Annotated in this window: 20 protein-coding genes; 7 read left to right on the top strand and 13 right to left on the bottom strand. The window is 64.4% G+C overall.

Annotation, left to right across the window (positions count from 1 at the left end; all coding sequences use genetic code 11):
- Positions 1-233: 233 nt before the first annotated feature.
- The 4 genes from ACU5AP_RS10595 to ACU5AP_RS10580 all read right to left on the bottom strand — a co-directional run bounded on the left by ACU5AP_RS10595 (position 234) and on the right by ACU5AP_RS10580 (position 3,143).
- Positions 234-1,265 carry a hypothetical protein gene (locus tag ACU5AP_RS10595; RefSeq protein ID WP_446681228.1) on the bottom strand — a complete coding sequence of 344 codons (1,032 nt, stop codon included), beginning with the start codon at positions 1,263-1,265 and terminating at the stop codon, positions 234-236.
- The gene (locus ACU5AP_RS10590) at positions 1,262-1,915 is read right to left on the bottom strand and encodes a hypothetical protein (RefSeq protein ID WP_446681226.1); all 654 of its coding nucleotides are present in this window, start codon (positions 1,913-1,915) and stop codon (positions 1,262-1,264) included. The genes ACU5AP_RS10595 and ACU5AP_RS10590 overlap by 4 nt, the downstream gene beginning before the upstream one ends.
- Positions 1,916-2,058: 143 nt before the next feature.
- Positions 2,059-2,529, bottom strand: a complete 471-nt coding sequence (locus ACU5AP_RS10585; RefSeq protein WP_446681225.1) for a hypothetical protein — start codon at positions 2,527-2,529, stop codon at positions 2,059-2,061.
- A gap of 209 nt (positions 2,530-2,738) precedes the next feature.
- Complete coding sequence (locus ACU5AP_RS10580; RefSeq protein ID WP_446681224.1) at positions 2,739-3,143, bottom strand: hypothetical protein; 405 nt, start codon at positions 3,141-3,143, stop codon at positions 2,739-2,741.
- 66 nt (positions 3,144-3,209) lie between these two features.
- On the opposite strand from ACU5AP_RS10580, the gene ACU5AP_RS10575 reads away from it, so the two are divergent.
- Positions 3,210-4,169 carry an HNH endonuclease gene (locus ACU5AP_RS10575; protein WP_446681223.1) on the top strand — a complete coding sequence of 320 codons (960 nt, stop codon included), beginning with the start codon at positions 3,210-3,212 and terminating at the stop codon, positions 4,167-4,169.
- 49 nt (positions 4,170-4,218) lie between these two features.
- Here the strand turns inward: ACU5AP_RS10575 and ACU5AP_RS10570 are convergent, their stop codons facing one another.
- Positions 4,219-5,193 carry an HNH endonuclease gene (locus tag ACU5AP_RS10570; RefSeq protein WP_446681222.1) on the bottom strand — a complete coding sequence of 325 codons (975 nt, stop codon included), beginning with the start codon at positions 5,191-5,193 and terminating at the stop codon, positions 4,219-4,221.
- Between the two features lie 109 nt (positions 5,194-5,302).
- Here ACU5AP_RS10570 and ACU5AP_RS10565 point away from each other — a divergent pair, with 109 nt between their 5' ends.
- Complete coding sequence (locus ACU5AP_RS10565) at positions 5,303-5,995, top strand: IS6 family transposase (protein ID WP_433942286.1); 693 nt, start codon at positions 5,303-5,305, stop codon at positions 5,993-5,995.
- Between the two features lie 76 nt (positions 5,996-6,071).
- Here ACU5AP_RS10565 and ACU5AP_RS10560 read toward each other — a convergent pair whose 3' ends face one another.
- The 8 genes from ACU5AP_RS10560 to ACU5AP_RS10525 are packed head-to-tail and all read right to left on the bottom strand — an operon-like array spanning position 6,072 to position 13,037.
- The gene (locus ACU5AP_RS10560; RefSeq protein ID WP_165456313.1) at positions 6,072-7,760 is read right to left on the bottom strand and encodes a complex I subunit 5 family protein; all 1,689 of its coding nucleotides are present in this window, start codon (positions 7,758-7,760) and stop codon (positions 6,072-6,074) included.
- Positions 7,757-9,235 carry a complex I subunit 5 family protein gene (locus tag ACU5AP_RS10555; protein ID WP_433942287.1) on the bottom strand — a complete coding sequence of 493 codons (1,479 nt, stop codon included), beginning with the start codon at positions 9,233-9,235 and terminating at the stop codon, positions 7,757-7,759. Before ACU5AP_RS10555 ends, ACU5AP_RS10560 begins: the two co-directional genes overlap by 4 nt.
- Positions 9,232-10,689: a complex I subunit 5 family protein gene (locus tag ACU5AP_RS10550; RefSeq protein ID WP_089389411.1), complete on the bottom strand. Its 1,458-nt coding sequence runs from the start codon at positions 10,687-10,689 to the stop codon at positions 9,232-9,234. Before ACU5AP_RS10550 ends, ACU5AP_RS10555 begins: the two co-directional genes overlap by 4 nt.
- Positions 10,686-10,994: an NADH-quinone oxidoreductase subunit K gene (locus tag ACU5AP_RS10545; RefSeq protein WP_198398662.1), complete on the bottom strand. Its 309-nt coding sequence runs from the start codon at positions 10,992-10,994 to the stop codon at positions 10,686-10,688. The genes ACU5AP_RS10550 and ACU5AP_RS10545 overlap by 4 nt, the downstream gene beginning before the upstream one ends.
- 19 nt (positions 10,995-11,013) lie before the next feature.
- Positions 11,014-11,958: an MnhB domain-containing protein gene (locus ACU5AP_RS10540; RefSeq protein WP_088411790.1), complete on the bottom strand. Its 945-nt coding sequence runs from the start codon at positions 11,956-11,958 to the stop codon at positions 11,014-11,016.
- Positions 11,955-12,254: a cation:proton antiporter gene (locus ACU5AP_RS10535; protein WP_088411788.1), complete on the bottom strand. Its 300-nt coding sequence runs from the start codon at positions 12,252-12,254 to the stop codon at positions 11,955-11,957. The genes ACU5AP_RS10540 and ACU5AP_RS10535 overlap by 4 nt, the downstream gene beginning before the upstream one ends.
- Complete coding sequence (locus tag ACU5AP_RS10530) at positions 12,251-12,538, bottom strand: hypothetical protein (RefSeq protein ID WP_433942290.1); 288 nt, start codon at positions 12,536-12,538, stop codon at positions 12,251-12,253. Before ACU5AP_RS10530 ends, ACU5AP_RS10535 begins: the two co-directional genes overlap by 4 nt.
- Positions 12,525-13,037, bottom strand: a complete 513-nt coding sequence (locus ACU5AP_RS10525; RefSeq protein WP_088411786.1) for a Na+/H+ antiporter subunit E — start codon at positions 13,035-13,037, stop codon at positions 12,525-12,527. The genes ACU5AP_RS10530 and ACU5AP_RS10525 overlap by 14 nt, the downstream gene beginning before the upstream one ends.
- 176 nt (positions 13,038-13,213) lie before the next feature.
- Here ACU5AP_RS10525 and ACU5AP_RS10520 point away from each other — a divergent pair, with 176 nt between their 5' ends.
- From ACU5AP_RS10520 to ACU5AP_RS10500, 5 genes are all read left to right on the top strand, one after another.
- Positions 13,214-13,906, top strand: coding sequence for an IS6 family transposase (locus ACU5AP_RS10520; RefSeq protein ID WP_088411784.1), 693 nt, complete (start codon positions 13,214-13,216; stop codon positions 13,904-13,906).
- Between the two features lie 186 nt (positions 13,907-14,092).
- Positions 14,093-15,076, top strand: a complete 984-nt coding sequence (locus ACU5AP_RS10515; protein ID WP_088411776.1) for a calcium/sodium antiporter — start codon at positions 14,093-14,095, stop codon at positions 15,074-15,076.
- A 240-nt stretch (positions 15,077-15,316) separates the two neighbouring features.
- The gene (locus ACU5AP_RS10510) at positions 15,317-16,009 is read left to right on the top strand and encodes an IS6 family transposase (protein ID WP_433942291.1); all 693 of its coding nucleotides are present in this window, start codon (positions 15,317-15,319) and stop codon (positions 16,007-16,009) included.
- A 58-nt stretch (positions 16,010-16,067) separates the two neighbouring features.
- Entirely contained in the window at positions 16,068-16,511 is a 444-nt protein-coding gene (locus ACU5AP_RS10505) for a copper resistance protein B (RefSeq protein WP_433942605.1), read from the top strand.
- 20 nt (positions 16,512-16,531) lie between these two features.
- Complete coding sequence (locus ACU5AP_RS10500; RefSeq protein ID WP_242915554.1) at positions 16,532-16,912, top strand: copper resistance CopC family protein; 381 nt, start codon at positions 16,532-16,534, stop codon at positions 16,910-16,912.
- Positions 16,913-17,078 lie beyond the last annotated feature (166 nt).

The raw sequence follows: 17,078 nt of genomic DNA, 5'->3' as shown, positions 1-17,078 counted from the left end.
TTCGACGCGCCGTCGCCGGATGAAACAGAGCCGCGTTCGGTGACAAGGGCGGCCGCCCGGCCTCAAAAAAGGGGCGGCTCGGGCGCGGGCCCGACAAGGGGGGGCGCTGGACGCCGCAACCGAACCGCCCGGCCAGGCTTGAGCCGTGACAAGCGATCAAGCCATGGAACGCGGCGCCGCGCGACCCCTAAAAATCGAGGTTCTTTCGAGGGGCGCGGCGCCCGCCCTGCGCGTCAGCGGTCGGCGAGCATCACCAAGACGGGCGTTTCGGTTTCGGCGCGCACCTGGGCCAGCCAGTCGCGGGGCGTGACGCCCCTCTGCTCGAGGTCCGCCAGGGGCGCTGCGCGGGTTAGGGCGGCGGCCTCGCGCTGGCGCATTTTGCGCACCGTGTCGCGCACCGCCTCGTTGGCGCGGGCTTGCGCCAGAGCCCATTGGCGCGTGCCGGGCGGCGCATCGCTCTTCCTTTGTTCGATCCGGCTGAGATCGGCCAGGCCGAGGCCGCCGGTCAGCCGCTCCAGGCTTCGGGCGCCGTCGGCCGCCGCCTCGCGGGCGGCCTGGGTCTCGTTGCCGGCGATCAGGGCCGAGACGCGAAGGGCGGCGGTGAGCGCCAAGGCGTCCAAAAAGGGATCGGCGAGCGCATAACGTCGGGCGTCGCCGGCGAGCATGCGATCGGCTCGCAGTTCAAAGCGCGCCTGGTGGTGCAGCGCGGCGCGCGCCACCTCTCGCCAGCGGCTTTCCGCGGCGGCGTCCGACAGGCGCCACGCCTCGTCCGCGCTTCGCGCCAGCGCCTGGATTTCGACGAACTCGAGATCGACGGCGTCTTGCTGGATCTGGTCGATCTTGCTGCCGACGTCGGCGATTTGGTCTGACAGCGCGTCGACCGCTTTGCGCACCGCCTCGATCCGCGCCGACATGACGGCGAAGCCGACCAGGGACACGCCGAGACCGGCGGCGCTGACGGCGAGGTTCGCCGCCCCCAGGGTTTGCAGCACGGCCATGCCGGCCTCCAATCGCTTGACCCCGGCGCGAATGAGCTCGCCTTGGACCAACTGGCCCAGATCGGCGGCGATGCTGACCGGGGCGAGGACGGGGTTTCCGCTCTGAAGCGCGCGTGGCGCCGCTTCTTGCAGAAAGCCGACGATCCGGCCGTTGGCGGCTTGGCGGATCGTGGATCCAAACAGGCGGTACTCGCCGGTCGCCAGGCCGTGCAAAAGAGGGCCGGGAATCTCCCGCAGCAAGAGCCCGCCGATCGCGCCGGCGATCATGACAAGCTGACTCGGCTAGCGTGGGCGGTTTCGTCAATCAGGCCGATGAGCTGCGAGAGCGGGTCACAGCCCGCCTCGTCGTTCATCCAGGCCCGCTCGAGCCGCTTGGCCGCGGCCGCCCGCAGCCGGTCGACCATCTTCAGCCTTTCAGTGACGAGCTGGTCCGCCGCCGCGCCGGCGCTGTCGATCACCCCCGCCGCCTGCTTGCGCAGGCGGCTCGGCAGGTCCGTGAGCCAGGCGGACGGGGCCACGGCGGCAGGGAGCGAGGCGGCGGGCGGCGCGGGGGTCTCTTCGCTCGCCGGCGCCGAGGCGGCCTCGAGCGTCGCCGAAGCGGCGCTCGGAAGATCGAGCTTGGCGTCGCCAAGGCCCTGGGACAGCGTCGTGAGGCGCTCGGAGATGGCGACCAGCTCTTGCGCGGCCGCAGACAAGAAGTCCGGCAGAGCCTGGTCCAAGGCCGCCGTCATCAGGGCGTCGATGCGGGTCGTGGCCAAGGCCGACGGGAAGAAGGCGTCGCGGGCGGTGGCGTCGTGAAGATCGCGGTCAAAGGCCGCGCGGGCGTCGACGGCCTTCAGGTTGAACAGCGCCGCCGCGGCCGTCATCTGCCGGTCGCGCCATTCGGCGACGGCTTGCCTTTGATAGCCCAGGTCCATCTTCTCTCCCCCTCGACGATTAGGACGTGTCGAACCTTCGCCATAACGGGGATTCGCGGGGGCGCAACCGGGCGCCGCTCGGGCGGGGCTGCGGCCCAGGCGGCATAAGATCTGTTAGACGCGCCCGGTTCGTCTCTCCCCGGTCAGCGGCCGGGCTGCGTCGAGTCCCCGATCGACGAGAGGCGCGCGAACGGCGCTGCGCCGTTCCGCAGCGGATTCCTCGCCGCGGCCTGATCCAAGGCCCAGCTCCGCCAATCGGCGTAGTCCGCCGCGGCCGCCGCCGCCGAGCCGTCCGCGGCGGCGACATAGGCCCGGATCGCCTGGGCCTGCGCATGGCGCTCGGCCTGGGCGACGAGCCTCGCCGACAGCGCCGTTTGCGCTTCGCGATAGGCCCGGCGCTTCTGGCGGGCCGTCTCCGCCGCGGCGCGCCGCTCGGCCTCTAGCGCCCGAAGACGCCGCCGCTCGGCCAGTTCCGCCAAACCCGCCTCCAGACTGGCGACGATGGCCGGCAGCTGCGCCTCCAACGGCGTGGCGCGCTCGTGGAATTCCGTCGGAACCGACAGAGCCTCGCGGATCTTGCAGACCAGATCGCCGGCGGGAACGGTCGCGCGCACCGTCGGACGCTCTGGCCGCCAGCGTCGTTCTTCGGCGGTGGCGGGGCGGGACGCGACCTTGCGACGCTCATAGAGGGTGAAGGTCAGGGTCTCGCCGTTCGCCTTGACGGTCAGCCCTTCTGGGCCGCAGGCGACCTCGCATCGGCGGCGCGCCAGCGCCGTGAGCAGGGCACTGGTGAGGCGCAGACGGCGTTGAGCCAGAGGCGCGCTCAGATCCGCCAGCCCCTCCAGGCCCCAACCCCCCCGGCGATGCCGGCGGCGGTCTCGGCGTTGTCAGCGATCCAGCGGCGCACGATCGGATGGGCGCGGCGCAGGTCGCCCGGGACCGGGATGGCTTCGGCGTCCGTCGCGGCGGGGGCGGGCGGGCGCTTCTTCGGCGGGGCGATCACCACCTGCTCGTCGCCGGGGCGCGGCGGCAGAGGCGGGCGCGGCGGGGTCGGCTTGCCGTGCTGCCGCTTGGCCCAATAACCGCGCGGCGGGACCGGAACGCCGGCGACGCGGCAGGCCTTGGCCAGGCCGACGTCGGACACCTCCAGGCTCCGCGCCACGGTGCGGATCGGTTCGGTCCAGACGCGGTCGTAAAGATCTCGGCGGGTGAGGACGTGGTGCGGCATGGCGGATACCGTTCGGTGAGACTCGGCGGCTAGCATGGGACGTCAACGCCGCTCGGGGGAAGATTGATGGCCATCACCACCACGCCAGGCTACGTCAATGGTCGGGGCCAGGTCGTCCTCGGCCCCACGGGGCGGCCTGGGACCGACTACGGGCAGAGCATCTATGTCTTGTCCTGCGGGCGGTGCGCCCACGTCTACGGCGCCAACGGCTCCGATATCCATGCGCGACGCTGCCCAAACTGCGACGGCGGCGCGCCGGGGTTCGACGTCTCAGCCGAAGACGTCCTGGAAGCTGGCGCCCCGGCGTCGCGCGCCCGCAATCCGAACTGGACGCGCGACGAGCTGATCTTGGCGTTGGATCTCTACTTCGATCACCCCGCCGCGGATCAAACGCATCCGGAGGTGAGGGCGCTGTCGGCGCTGTTGAACCAATTCTGGGCGCAGGTCGGCGGCGCGACCTCCGCCACGCTGCGCAATCCGTCCGGGGTGTCGATGAAGCTGAGTAATTTCCAGCGGCTGGATCCGACGTTCCAAAGCCGCGGGAACAAGGGCTTGGCCAATGGGGCGCAGCGTGATGTCGAAATCTGGGACGAGTTCTCCGGCGATCGCGCCCGCCTCAGCGCCGTGGCCCTGGCCATCAAGGCGGCCCTCGCCCAATCCCCGGGTCTTGTGACGCAGGCGGACGATGAAGAGGCGGAGGCGGCCGAAGGCGCTGTGCTGACCCGCCTGCATCACTATCGCGAACGCGATCGGGGTCTGGTCAAAAAGCGCAAGGCGCTGGCGCTGAAGCGCCATGGGCGTTTGGCGTGCGAAGCCTGCGATTTCGAGTTCGGCGTCGCCTACGGACCGCGCGGCGACGCCTACATCGAGGCCCATCACACCCAGCCGCTGGAAACGCTCGATCCGAGCCAGCCGACCAAGGTCAGCGATCTGGCCCTCCTGTGCGCCAACTGTCATCGGATGGTGCACGCCAAAAGGCCGTGGCTGTCGCTGGCGGAATTGAAGGCGCTGATCGCTGATCGCTGATCGCTGGGCGCTGCCGCGAGGAAGGGGGCGACGCGGGCTTCGCCGGCGCTCAACGACGTCCGGCGGCCATCTCGCTCCGTCGGGTCAAAGCCCCAATGCTGGGGGCGTCGCTCATCGCGCTCGGGGCTCGAAGCGGCTTGCCGTGGAGCGAGCCATACTCCGTCGTCAGCAGGCGCTCCGCCACCACGACGGTTCGGCTCATGGGATCGATGGTGATGAGGCCGCAGTCGAACAGGGTGTGGATGTCGGCGCGCAACAGGAGGCCATTCTCGGTCCGGTGGGTCTCGGGCCCGAGGTAGGGCACGATATGCGCCGCCTCCAGCACGTCTTTGACGTCGCAGTCGGTGACCGCGCACCGGCCGCCATAGGCGCGCAAGAGGGCGTCTCGGAAAGCCTTCTGGCCTCGCCTTTGGGCGATTTCTCGCAACACGCGGTCCCGCGCGTCCTGAAGGTTCGCCGGGTCGAATGCGTCATCGCTCGCATGCTCCGGCGGGATCATGGCCGAGGGCGGGGGACCGGCGGCCAGGACGAGGGCTGCGGCCTGCTCCGCACGGATGGGATCGCCGCTGGCCTGAGCTCGGATCTGATTGGCGTCGAGGATGTCGCTTGTCGCGACGTCATCGATCAGGCAGGCGTTTTCTGGATCGACAAGCCGTGAAAACCGGATGGTCGCCATGGGCTGCACCTTGCCGTTTCCAGCGTCACGCATGGTGGGCGCCTCCAGGATGCGGCCCTGGCCAAAAATGACCTTTGGCCCGGGGCCTTGTTTCAGCAGCCAGACGGGGTCGCCAATGGCGGCCTTACGAAATGATCGAAGCCGCCAAGGCTCATCGACATAGCCCTGCGCCTTTAGCGTTTCCACCATCCTCACGAGGTTTTCGTGAGGCCAGCCCGAGGCCTTCCACGTCAGGAGGAAGGCCGCCGCCGCTTCGGGCGTTTCAACAGCGGCGGAGACTTCAAACCCCAGTTCCTCCAGCGCCTTCATGACCGTGGCGCGGCCGCCGCTAAACTCCGCCGCGGACATCGGGCCCAGGTCAGGCCGAGCGTAGCCGTGCGCCGCGCGGTGCTGTCAGTCTAACGCTAAAGGTGCTCCACCTAAAAGGTGGCAAGCCACTGGTGGAGTAGGCATTTCTATGAAGCCCTTATCGTTTAAGCGACATCGTTTTCCAGCTGAGGTGATCCGTCATGCCGTGTGGCTGTACTTTCGTTTCAACCTGAGCTTCCGTGATGTCGAGGAGTTGATGGCGCAACGCGGAATCGACGTGAGCTACGAAACGATCCGGTGCTGGACGATCAAGTTCGGGCCTTTGATTGCACGGCGGCTGAAGAAGCGACGTGGGTCACCCACAGGCCGCTGGCATCTCGATGAGATGGTTTGCAAGATCGGTGGCAGACGTATGTATCTGTGGCGCGCTGTTGATGATGAAGGCGAGGTTCTAGACGTCATCGTCCAGCGTCGGCGGGACACAGAAGCGGCTTTGAAGCTGATTAGACGTCTTATACGTAACCAACCTGTCGAGCCGGAAACCATCACAACGGATGGGCTGGCATCCTACGGTGCGGCCCTCGATCCGTTGGAACTACGGCATCTTCATCGTCCCGGTCGACTGCGTGATAATAACCGCGTTGAGAATTCTCACCTGCCGATCCGGCGACGAGAGCGGCAGCAGCAGAGGTTCAAATCCCAAGCCTCAGCCCAGAGATTTCTCACCACCCACGCGGCGATTTACAACACCTTCAATATCCAGCGCCATCTCATCAGCAGATCCACACTTCGTCGTTTTCGCGCCGATGCGGATGCCGCTTGGATGGCGGCGGTAGCCTGATATTTTGCAGGGTTGGGGGCTTTTTGAATGTGCTCAGTTAACCTGACGGTTCCGACTAGTTTCGCACGCGGCGCCGTCAGGTAAGCGCAGCGAACAGGCCCAGCGCAATCAGTATAACGGCGGCCGACGTGGCCGCACGATCGTTGATCAGCCGTTCCAGACGCTCAAGCCCCTCGGCGATCTCCGCCAAGAGCTGCCCGTTTTCGCCCGGCCTCTCCGATCGGCCCGCCAATGCGGCTGCCCGGGCAACGGCGGCTGCCCTCGCGCTGAGCCGGGCTGCCGGGCCGAGCAGGTCGCCTTCGGCCAGCGACGGGGCGCGCAGTCCGGTTCCCAACGCGGCGATGACGAGAACTGCCGCGAGCCCAAGGGGCCAGGCGCTGATGCCGAGCGCCAACAGGTCAATCGCCTCGTAGGGCGCATTGCCCGTTGCCCGGGCATAGAGTGACCACGGCAGGCCAAGCGCGGCGGCTGACAGCGCTACCAGCGGCACGACCATGAGACCGGGCGGGCCGCCAGATTTTGCAGGCGCGGGAAGGGTGAAAAAGTAGCGCACCAGCAACAGCCCTGAGGTCAGCGCCGAGAGGCCGATTAACGTCGCGCCAAAGTCGCCTGCGGGACCCTTGATCGCCGATTTCACAAGCGCGCCGGCGGTTAGCGGCAACCCGGCCACCGACAAGGCGGCCATTGCCAGTGCCGCGATCACCAAGCCCCGCGCCACGCCCCGAGCCTTGCCGACCACGCCGACGCCCAGGAACAGCGCCCCCTTGGCCAGCCCGTGATGCAGCGCATAAAGCGCTACCGCCGGCAGAACCGAAGCCGCCGGCAGGCCCGCCGCCAGCGCCGCGCCCATCACGCCCATCAGAAGCCCCATCTGGCTGACTGTTGAATAGGCCAGCACCGTCTTTGGATTGCCCTGCATCGCCCCGTAGAGCGCCGCCGTGAAGAGCCCGCCGAACCCCGCAAGAGCCAGCAGCGTTCCACTGATCGGCCAGGCGCTGCCCCAAGGCAGAAATGTGACCAGCCCGAAGATGCCCGCCTTCACGATGGCGCCAGACAGCACCGCCGAGGCCGGGACCGGCGCCGCCGGATGTGCCACCGGAAGCCAGACATGCAGCGGGACCAATCCCGCCTTGATGCCGAAACCCGCAATCAGCAACCACAGCACCAGCGGGTCGGCCCCCGGGTCGGCGAGCCTGTCGCGAACCCCCTCTATGAGGATCGTTCCCCCTGCCGCATGGGCGATCATCATGAAACCGGCCAGCAGCGCGGTTTCGCCGACAACTGCAAGGATGATGTAGACCACGCCGGCCCTCATCGACGCGGGTTTGCGATCGTGGATCACAAGCGGATAGGCGGCCAGCGACACCAGCGCGAAGGACACGTAGAAGGTCGCCAGATCCGCTGCCAGAAACACACCCAGGTTTCCAGCGAGTACCAGCATCCAGAACAGGGCAAAGGTTTGCGCGCGGGAATCGCCGCGCATGTACCGCAGGGCATAAACCCCAGCCCAGAACCACAGCAGCGCGGCGCCGCCCAGAAACAGCACCCCCGTTTCGGTCAGTCGGAGTCCGCCATCGAGCAGTACCCCAGGCACGCTCAGGGTCTGGTCTCGCGGCGCCAGGAACACGGCGGCGAGTGCCGGGAGCGGCCCAAGCGGCAGCGCCAAAAGCATCCTCGGCCCCAGCTTCGGCAGCAGGCACAGAAAGGCGAGAAAGAGTGGCCAGAGGATCACGACCAACAGAAGAAGGCTGGGTGCGATTGTCATTTCAGATAGCCACTCTCGGCGATCAGCTCGGCCCATTTCAGCGGGCTGAACGGAAAAGTCGCAAAGGCTCCGGCCGCCAATGTTATCAGGGCGGTCACCGCGGCGGGGAGGACCAGCATCCTGTTCCACGCGCCGTCCAGTTCGCGTACCGGCGCCAGCTCCTTCGATGGCGGAAGCAGCCAGGCGCGGTAGAGCAGCGGCAGGAAGTAGAGCGCATTCAGAAGTGACGATCCCGCCAGAACGGCGATGACCCAACTCGCCTCGGACTGCAGCCCTCCCATCCCCAGGTACCATTTCGAGATGAAACCTGCGGTCGGCGGAATGCCGATCATGCCGAGCGCGCCGATGCTGAAGGCTGCCATTGTCACCGGCATCGCCCGCCCGGCACCGTCGAGATCCGCCACCAACTTGATCCCCATCCGGTTGTCCAGCGCCCCTGCGCACATGAAAAGAGTGATCTTCATGATCCCCTGATGCACCAGATGCACCAGCCCGCCGATGATCGCGAAGGGGCCGATCAGGCTGGCCCCGAGAATGATGTAGCTGACCTGGCTGACCGTCGAATAGGCCAGCCGCTTCTTGATGTCGGTCTGCATCACGGCGCGGAACGAGCCATAGAGGATGGTCGCTCCGGCCCACAAGGCAAGCGGCGTGCCGAGGCCAAGCTCCGATACCGTATCGATTCCGTAAACGTCGTAGATCATCCTCAGGATCCCGAACGCGCCGGCCTTGACCACGGCCACGGCGTGGAGCAGCGCGCTCACCGGAGCGGGCGCGGCCATCGCCTCGGGCAACCATACGTGGAACGGGATGAGCGCCGCCTTCACGCCGAGCCCGCCGATGCAAAGGATGAAGATCAGCGTGAGTTCCAGCCGCGGGATCCCGGTCAGATCAGGCGGTGCCGTGAACTCGATCGTGCCGACGAGCGACTTCAGCCAGACGATGCCCGCCAGAAAGGCGGCGCTGCCTGCCAGCGTATAGATCAGGTAGATGCGCCCCGCGCGGAGGGACTTCTCGTCACCCTTGTGGACGACCAGCGGCCACGTCGCCAAGGTCAGGAGTTCATAGAAGAGGAAGAAGGTGATCGCCGTGCCAGAAATGGCCACTCCGGTCGCCGATAGGACACAGAGGTTGAAGAATCCGAAGAAGCGCCCCAAGTGCGGTCCGCGCTTGAAATAGGCGATCGCATAGACGGTGGTTATCAGCCACAGGAAGGCAGAGAGAGTGACAAACAGCAATGAAAGTGAATCCGGCCGGAGGATGAATTCGTGTCCCGGCAGGAATTCGTAGCGCCATTCCGTGATCGTGCCCTCGCGTGCTGCCAGCAGCAAGGCGCCCACGAGCGCCAGCTTGCTCAGGGCGAAGCCGATGTTGATCGCGTCGCGCCAGACCGCGAGGCGGTCCGGCAGGGCAAAGCTGATCAGCGCCGGAACGATTGTCAGCGAGACCAGCAGCAGGGGTAAAAGACTGTTCACGGGACCTCCCCAACCGCAGCCGCCGGAGGCCCTGCCTGGGACACCCCTGCAGAGATATCGACCATCGCTTGTCCGGCGAACCCCAGCGACACTGCCAGAAGCCCCAGCGCCAGCGGAGCGGCGGTTTGCAACGTGTCCTTTGCCTCGGTAACCGGTGTGTCTCTGCCGGCGAAGGTCCTGGATAGCGGATTGAATAGGTAGACTGCGGCCATCAACCCGCCAACGAGCAGGATGGCGGCCTGGAACACGGCGCCTTGCTCCAGCGCAGCCTCGAGCAGGAGGAACTTCGCTATGAAGCCGGCCGAGGGCGGCAGGCCCATCAATGATATCGCGGCCAGCCCGAAGGCAGCCACCGTCAGCGGCATTACCCGCACAAGGCCACTAAGGTCCTCCAAGCGGTGGCCGTTCACCGCCTTGAGCATAAGCCCGGCCGCGAGGAACATCGCAGCCTTCGCAAGCATGTGGGCTATCGCATGGATTGTCATTCCGGCCCAAGCCCGGTCGGACCCTGCCGCTGTCACGACAAGCGGAAAAGCCAGCAGCAGATAGCCGATCTGCGCCACGGTCGAATAGGCCACGAGGGCTTTCAGGGTTTCCTGCCGGATCGCCTGGATCGAGCCGTAAAGTACCGCCAGCGCACCGAGCCAGCCAAGCACATCGAGTGCCGCAGGGGCTACGATGGCCGGGAAGGCCTCGAACCAAAGGCGCAGCAGGATCACGAATCCTACCTTGACGACAATCGCGGAGAGCAGGGCGCTGGCGGGTGCGGGTGCTGCGGCATGGGCTGGCGGCAGCCAGCCGTGCAGCGGAAAGACCGCCGCCTTGATCAGCAGTCCCGCCGTCATCACCGCCAGTGCGACCTTGGTCGCAAGGTCCGGCCTCGCTGTCCCGGCCAGCAGTGTGATGTCCACTGTCGCGTAATTGGCAAACAGAAGCGCGACGCCTAGCAGGTAGGCCAGCGATCCGACCAGCGCGACCACGAAGTACTGCAGCGCGGCGCGCAGCGAGCCCATCGCCGCCATCGCCACCGCGGCAAGGCTGACCATTTCCAGCGCGACATAAAGATTGAAGAGATCGGTGGTCAGGAATCCAGCATTTGCTCCGCCCCACAACAGGTAGAAGAGCGGCCAGAAGGCATAGCCGTGGGCGGTCTCCGACCCGCTCGGCCCGGGCGCGAATTCGCGCAGCGCGTACAGTCCAATGATCGAAGCGCAGGCTGACGTGGCTGCCACCAAAAGCTGTGCCACCCCATCCGCACGCAACAGGATTCCCAGCGGCAGGTTCCAGTCACCCACTATATGGGCGGTACCCTCTGGCAGTAGCAGCAGCCACACCGTCAGACCCGCCATGACCGGAATTGCCGCCAGTAGCAATAAGCGTCCCCGGCTCCCAAGCAGCACCGCCGCGATCATCAGAGCGAGGGGCACTGCGACAAGCAGGTCAAGCGGGCTCATGCACTGTCGCCGGTCGCTTCGACCGCCGCGGTGTCATCTCGTGCCCGCTCCTCCTCGGCCACGCGCACAACCAACGCAGCACCGAAAGCGGTGAGCGCCACCGCGACGACGATGCCGGTGATGACCAGCGCCTGCGGGAACGGATCGGTCGAAGCGGTGCCGCGCCCGAGTCCACCGAGGATCAGGAAGATACCGGCACCAACCACATTGACGGCCAGAAGCTGACGCAACGGATGACGCAGGGTCACGATGCCGTAGAGGCCGAGCCCCACCAATGCCGCCCCTGTTAGCGGGTAAAGATGCATTAACGTTGGCATGCAGTAGTCAGCTCCTATGATCCGGCGCTACCGACCGACCCGCCAGTAGCAGCGCGAGGGTCGCGCCGATCGACAGCGCAAGGCTGTACTCGATCGCGACGATCATGGCCTTCGCGAAGCCTGGCGGATAGAACAGGAATCGGCCCAGTGCGATTCCCGCCAGGCCGATGATGAGAAAGACCCCCGGGCCAAGCACAAGCACCGCGCGGAGAATGCTGTTGTCGGCCCGCGGCCATGCGACCGCTCCGCCGATCGCGGCGATGATCAGACCGCCGGCAAGCACGGTTCCGGCCTGAAACGCTCCACCCGGAAAGTCCGACCCGGCCCAGACCAGATAGGCCGCCATCACCAGCGCCAAGGGCAAGAGCAACCGTCCGAAGGCCTGAGCGACGCTTCCCCCCCCGCTTTCCGCCAGGTTCAGTGACGCGGGCGGGCGCGGCCATGCATTTCCCGGGGCGAGCGACCAGACTGCGACAAGCGCGCCCAGCAGGACGAATGTTTCCAGCAATGTGTCATAGGCCCGGAAGGCCAGAAGCACGCCAGTCACCGGGTTCTCGATGCCAAGCTCCGGCAGCAGCGCGGCGATTGGCCCGCCCAAGTCGTCTGCGGGCGCGACACTCAGGACCGCGGACCCAACCAGCGCCGTCAAACCAGTGCAGGCCAACACCGCGCCGGCACGTAGCCAGCCGGGCGTCTCGGCGCTGACCAGATCGTCACCAAGCGCCATCAGCCGTTGCCGCGTCAGTATCAGCAAAACTCCGGTGATGCCCGCGCCGATGGCGATCTCTGCCATGGCGACATTGACTGCGTTCATAGCCAGCCATGCCAGTCCGAGCAGATTGCCGAAAACGATGAAAAAAACGATTGCCGCCAGCGCGTTGTGCGTGAGAAGCGCTGCGGCTGCAGTACCGACGATCATCAGGCAGAGGATGAGGTCGAATGCCAGCGTCATCGGTCCGTGCCCCGCTCGGCCGCAGTCTTCGCGCGGCGCGCCATCAGTTGTGCGGTCGCTCCGGCGGCCATGAGCGCGAACAGCCAGACGGCGGCGATCTTGAAAGCGACAGCCACCGAACCCCAGTGCAACGCGGCGGCAAGCGCCACGAAGCCCAGACCGACGTTGTCGGCCTTGGTAAGCGCGTGCAGCCTTAACTCGGCATCTTGAAACCTGAGCAGCCCCAACGATCCGGCCGCATAGAAAAAGACACCGATGTAAAGAAGCGCAGGGACCAGGTAATCGGCCAATGTCATGGCTTTGGGTCTCCGGGCTCGTCCGCATCACTCTGGCCGTCCCGCACAAAAACGAGAATTGCCACCGAGGCCAGCACTGTGCCAACCAAGGCCGCATCCAGCATCGAAGCGTCGTCCCTGGCCGCGCCCAGCGTCAGCGCCACGCCGACCCCGCTGGTCGCGACGAGTTGCGCTGCCATTACGTGGTCGATCGCCCGTGGCCCGAACCAGGCACGAAAAAGCGCCAGCGCCAGCGTGAGCAGAAGAACGACGGCGGCGACCATGAAATGGTCAGCTGCGTCCACGATTTTCTCCTGCGTAGCGAGGGGTAACGACAGGCATACCAAACAAGCGTAGCACGCGGCGTTCTTCTGCCTGAAGGCTGCGCAGGTTGAAATCTTCGGTGTCAAGCATGTGAACCTCCAACGCGCCATTGCGGATCCCTGCGGCCAATGAGCCAGGCAGAACGCTGACGACCCCGCCAAGGACGGCATTCACCTCAGCGATATTCGTCAAGAGCGGCACCCGGCGCCAGCCGGGCCGGACGGGCAGACGTGGGTCGAGCACTCGCCGCGCGACGTCCAGACCACCTAAGAAGCCGCGGAGCAGGAGGTGCGGCACGTACAGGACCGCCCACCACAGCCGAATCCCCGGTTGTGTCGCCGGGTAAAGCGCAAGGCTGATTGAGGTTGTCAGCAGGACCGCTGGCGCCCCGTAGTACAGCGCATCCATTGCGCCCCCTGTCAGCGCTAGCCAGAACGTTGAGAAGGCCACGAGGCGCACTGATGTCGCAAGCATTTTCATGCTCTAATCCCCACTATCTCATCTAACTGGCTCACGGCCGCCAAATCATGATGCGTGGATTTTGTTTACTGTAGTTGTTGGCCGAACGATAGGGCTTACTGGTGCGGTGCTGTCAGTCTAACGGTAAAGGTGCTCCACTTCGAAGGCTGCAAGCCATTGGTGGGGTGGGCGATTTTATGAAGCCTCTATCTTTTAAGCGACATCGTTTTCCAGCTGAGGTGATACGTCATGCCGTGTGGCTGTACTTTCGTTTCAGCTTGAGCTTCCGCGACGTCGAGGAACTGATGGCGCAACGCGGAATTGACGTCAGCTACGAAACGATCCGGTGCTGGACGATCAAGTTCGGGCCTCTGATTGCACGGCGGCTCAAGAAGAGGAGAGTGCCTCCGACAGGCCGTTGGCATCTCGATGAAATGGTCTGCAAGATCGGAGGACGGCGCATGTATCTGTGGCGCGCGGTTGACGACGAAGGCGAGGTTTTAGACGTCATCGTCCAGCGCCGGCGGGACACAGAGGCCGCGCTGAATCTAATCAAACGTCTTTTACGCAAACAACCTGTCGAGCCGGAAACCATCACAACGGATGGGCTGGCATCGTACGGTGCGGCGCTTGATCAGTTGGAACTGCGGCACCTTCATCGCCCTGGCCGGCTACGAGACAATAACCGCGTTGAAAACTCGCATTTGCCGATCCGACGACGAGAGCGACAGCAGCAGAGGTTCAAATCCCAAGCCTCAGCGCAGAGATTTCTCACAACCCACGCAGCTATCTACAATACCTTCAACATCCAATGCCATCTGATCAGCAGACCTACACTTCGTCGCTTTCGTGGCGATGCGGATGCTGCTTGGGCGGCCGCTACCATCTGAAAATGAGCAGGGTAGGGACTTTTTTTGCCAATGCCTAATTAACCTGACGGCACCCGCACGACTACAATGGAAGCTGTCGGGGTAGAAGCACAAGGCAGGCGATGCCCCGGCACAACCCCAGTGACAGCCGCAGGGCATCACCCTACTGATCGACGCTAATTTCCCGACAAAGGTTGCTGTCACATCATGCTTGCTGATGCATTTTTCCTGTTGCTGGGCCTTGTTCTGCTGATTGCAGGCGGCGACCTGTTGGTCCGCGGTGCCGTGCGGATTGCCGAAAGACTGAGTCTGTCACCGATGCTGATCGGCCTGACAGTTGTGGGCATGGGCACTTCTATGCCTGAACTTGCCGCAAGCGTGCAGGCCAGCCTTGCCGGATCACCAGGGATTGCCATCGGCAATATCGTTGGATCGAACATTGCCAATGCCCTGTTGATCCTCGGAATAGCTGCACTGATCACACCCATCGCGGTAAAAACCCGTACCCTTTGGCGCGATGGCGGTATTGGCACCCTCGCCGTTCTGGCCTTGCTCGCCGCCGGCGCGACTGTTGGCCTCTCCCGCGAGGCTGGCATCATCTTCCTGATCGCGATGGGAGGGTATGTTTATTATGCCTACCGCCAGGAACGATTGGGAGCGCCCCATAGTGCCGCTTATGATCGTGCCGTGGCGATGGAAGAAATCGACCCGGCCCTGATCCCGCAGGAGCAATCCGGCGGGAGGCTCTCGGTGGCCATTCTCCTTTTTCTGGTTGGTCTCGTATTGATAGTGAGCGGCGGATCGCTTTTGGTGGATGGTGCCATCAAGATTGCAGAGCAGCTCGGAGTGAGCGACGCTGTCATCGGTCTGACAATCGTGGCGGTTGGAACGTCCTTCCCGGAGCTGGTCACCTCTGCCGTGGCTGCCTATCGCAAGGAAGGTGACATTGCTCTGGGCAATGTCCTCGGCTCCAACATTTACAACATCTTGTTTATAGGCGGCATCACTGGCGTGGTGGCTCCCACCGAAGTACCTGCCAGCATGATGGCCTTTGACCTCCTGTTGCTGGTGGCGGTGTCGCTGGTTGTCATGGTTTTCGCCTTCTCCGGAGGCCGGTTGAGCAGAAATGAAGGCTTCGCCCTCGTCGCATCTTACGCTGCATACACGGCCTATACGGTCGGCATGTTCTGACAGCCGGCACATCTTTGCTGGGTGGACCCAGTCATCCGATGAATAATCTCCAGAAAGCGGTCAGTAAGTATCTGCATAAATAGGCTTTTATGGCTGGACTTATATGATATTTTAGTCGTCGCCTTCGCCATTTCAGGAGGATGTGATGGCGACTACTGCTGATGATGACGGGTGCTGTCAGTCTAACGCTAAAGGTGCTCCACTTAGAAGGCTTCAAGCTATTGGTGGAGAAGGCGTTTTATGAAGCCGCTATCGTTTAAACGTCATCGCTTTCCAGCCGATGTGATCCGCCATGCCTTGTGGCTGTACTTTCGTTTCAGCCTAAGCTTCCGCGATGTTGAGGAACTGATGGCGCAACGCGGAATTGACGTCACCTATGAAACGATCCGGTGCTGGACGATCAAGTTTGGGCCATTGATTGCAAGGCGGTTGAAGAAGCGACGTGGGTCACCCACAGGCCGTTGGCATCTCGATGAGATGGTTTGCAAGATCGGTGGCCGACGTATGTATCTATGGCGGGCGGTCGACGACGAAGGCGAGATTTTAGACGTCATCGTCCAGCGCCGGCGGGACACAGAGGCGGCTTTGAAGCTGATCAGACGTCTTTTGCGCAACCAACCTGTCGAGCCGGAAACCATCACAACTGATGGACTGGCATCATATGGTGCGGCGCTTGAACAGTTGGAACTGCGCCATCTACATCGCCCTAGCCGGCTACGTGATAATAACCGCGTTGAGAATTCTCACCTGCCGATCCGACGACGAGAACGGCAGCAGCAGAGGTTCAAAACTCAAGCTTCAGCCCAGAGATTTCTCACCACCAACGCGGCGATTTACAACACCTTCAATATCCAGCGCCATCTCATCAGCAGATCCACACTTCGTCGTTTTCGCGCCGATGCGGATGCCGCTTGGATGGCGGCGGTAGCCTGATATTTTGCAGGGAAGGGGTACTTTTGACTGGACCCAGTTAACATGACGGCACCGCGCCATCGCCCCCTTCTGGGACGTTCAAGCGGGCGTGAGGCAGGACTTCCGCCCCGACGGCGACGACACCACCTATCTGACCGTCGGCGTTCAGGGCGTCGCCCCCTATTGGTTCGAAATGAACGCCGCCGCCTTCCTGTCGACCGAAGGCGACCTGACCGCCCGTGCCGAGGTCGAATATGACCAGCGCATCACCCAGAAGTGGATCGTTCAGCCGGCCATTGAAGTGGCGATGTCGGCCAGCGACATTCCAGAACTGGAGATCGGTTCGGGTCTGACCTCGGTCACGGCGGGCCTGCGCCTGCGCTACGAAATCCGTAAGGAGTTCGCGCCCTACGTCGGGGTCGAGTGGAGCCGGTCGCTGGGCGACACCGCCGACTACGCCAGGGCGCGTGACGAGGATGCCGAAGATGTTCGCCTGATCGTCGGGATCAAGGCCTGGTTCTAATCGAGGATATTGGACTCATTATGCGTATTTTCGTTCTCACCGCCGTTCTGACGGTCGCCGGAGCCGCCGCCGCCCAGGACCCGCACGCCGGCCACGCCGGGATGCAGCAGTCGACCCTGGCTCCATCGGGCATCGTCACCACGCCCGCCGACGGCGCGATGACGAATGGGTCACCGGAACGCTTCAGTGCGACCTTCCCGCACCCCATGATTCTTAAGACCGTCACCCTCACCGCCGAGGGCCAGGCGCCGATCGTGGTCGCAGCCCCGCCCGCGCCCGCCGCCGCGATTGTCAGCGTCGCCTTGCCGCTTCTCGCCCCGGGGGCCTACACTGCCGTATGGACCGCCGAAGCCCCGGACGGGCACAAGATGTCCGGCTCCATCAGCTTCATGGTTCACTAGGATCAACAACTGTCGGCCCGACATCGGGTCGGGGGCCGGATCGATCTACGATTGGAAAGGGGCGGCTCATGGCCGAGTCGAAACACAACGCATCTGCTGGACCTCATGGGTCCGCAAGTCATGCACAGCACGGGCCGGACGGAATCTCCGACACGGCCGTCGATCC

The organism is Brevundimonas sp. RM1, assembly GCF_052907225.1.
This window is presented reverse-complemented; position numbering and strand designations above follow the sequence as displayed.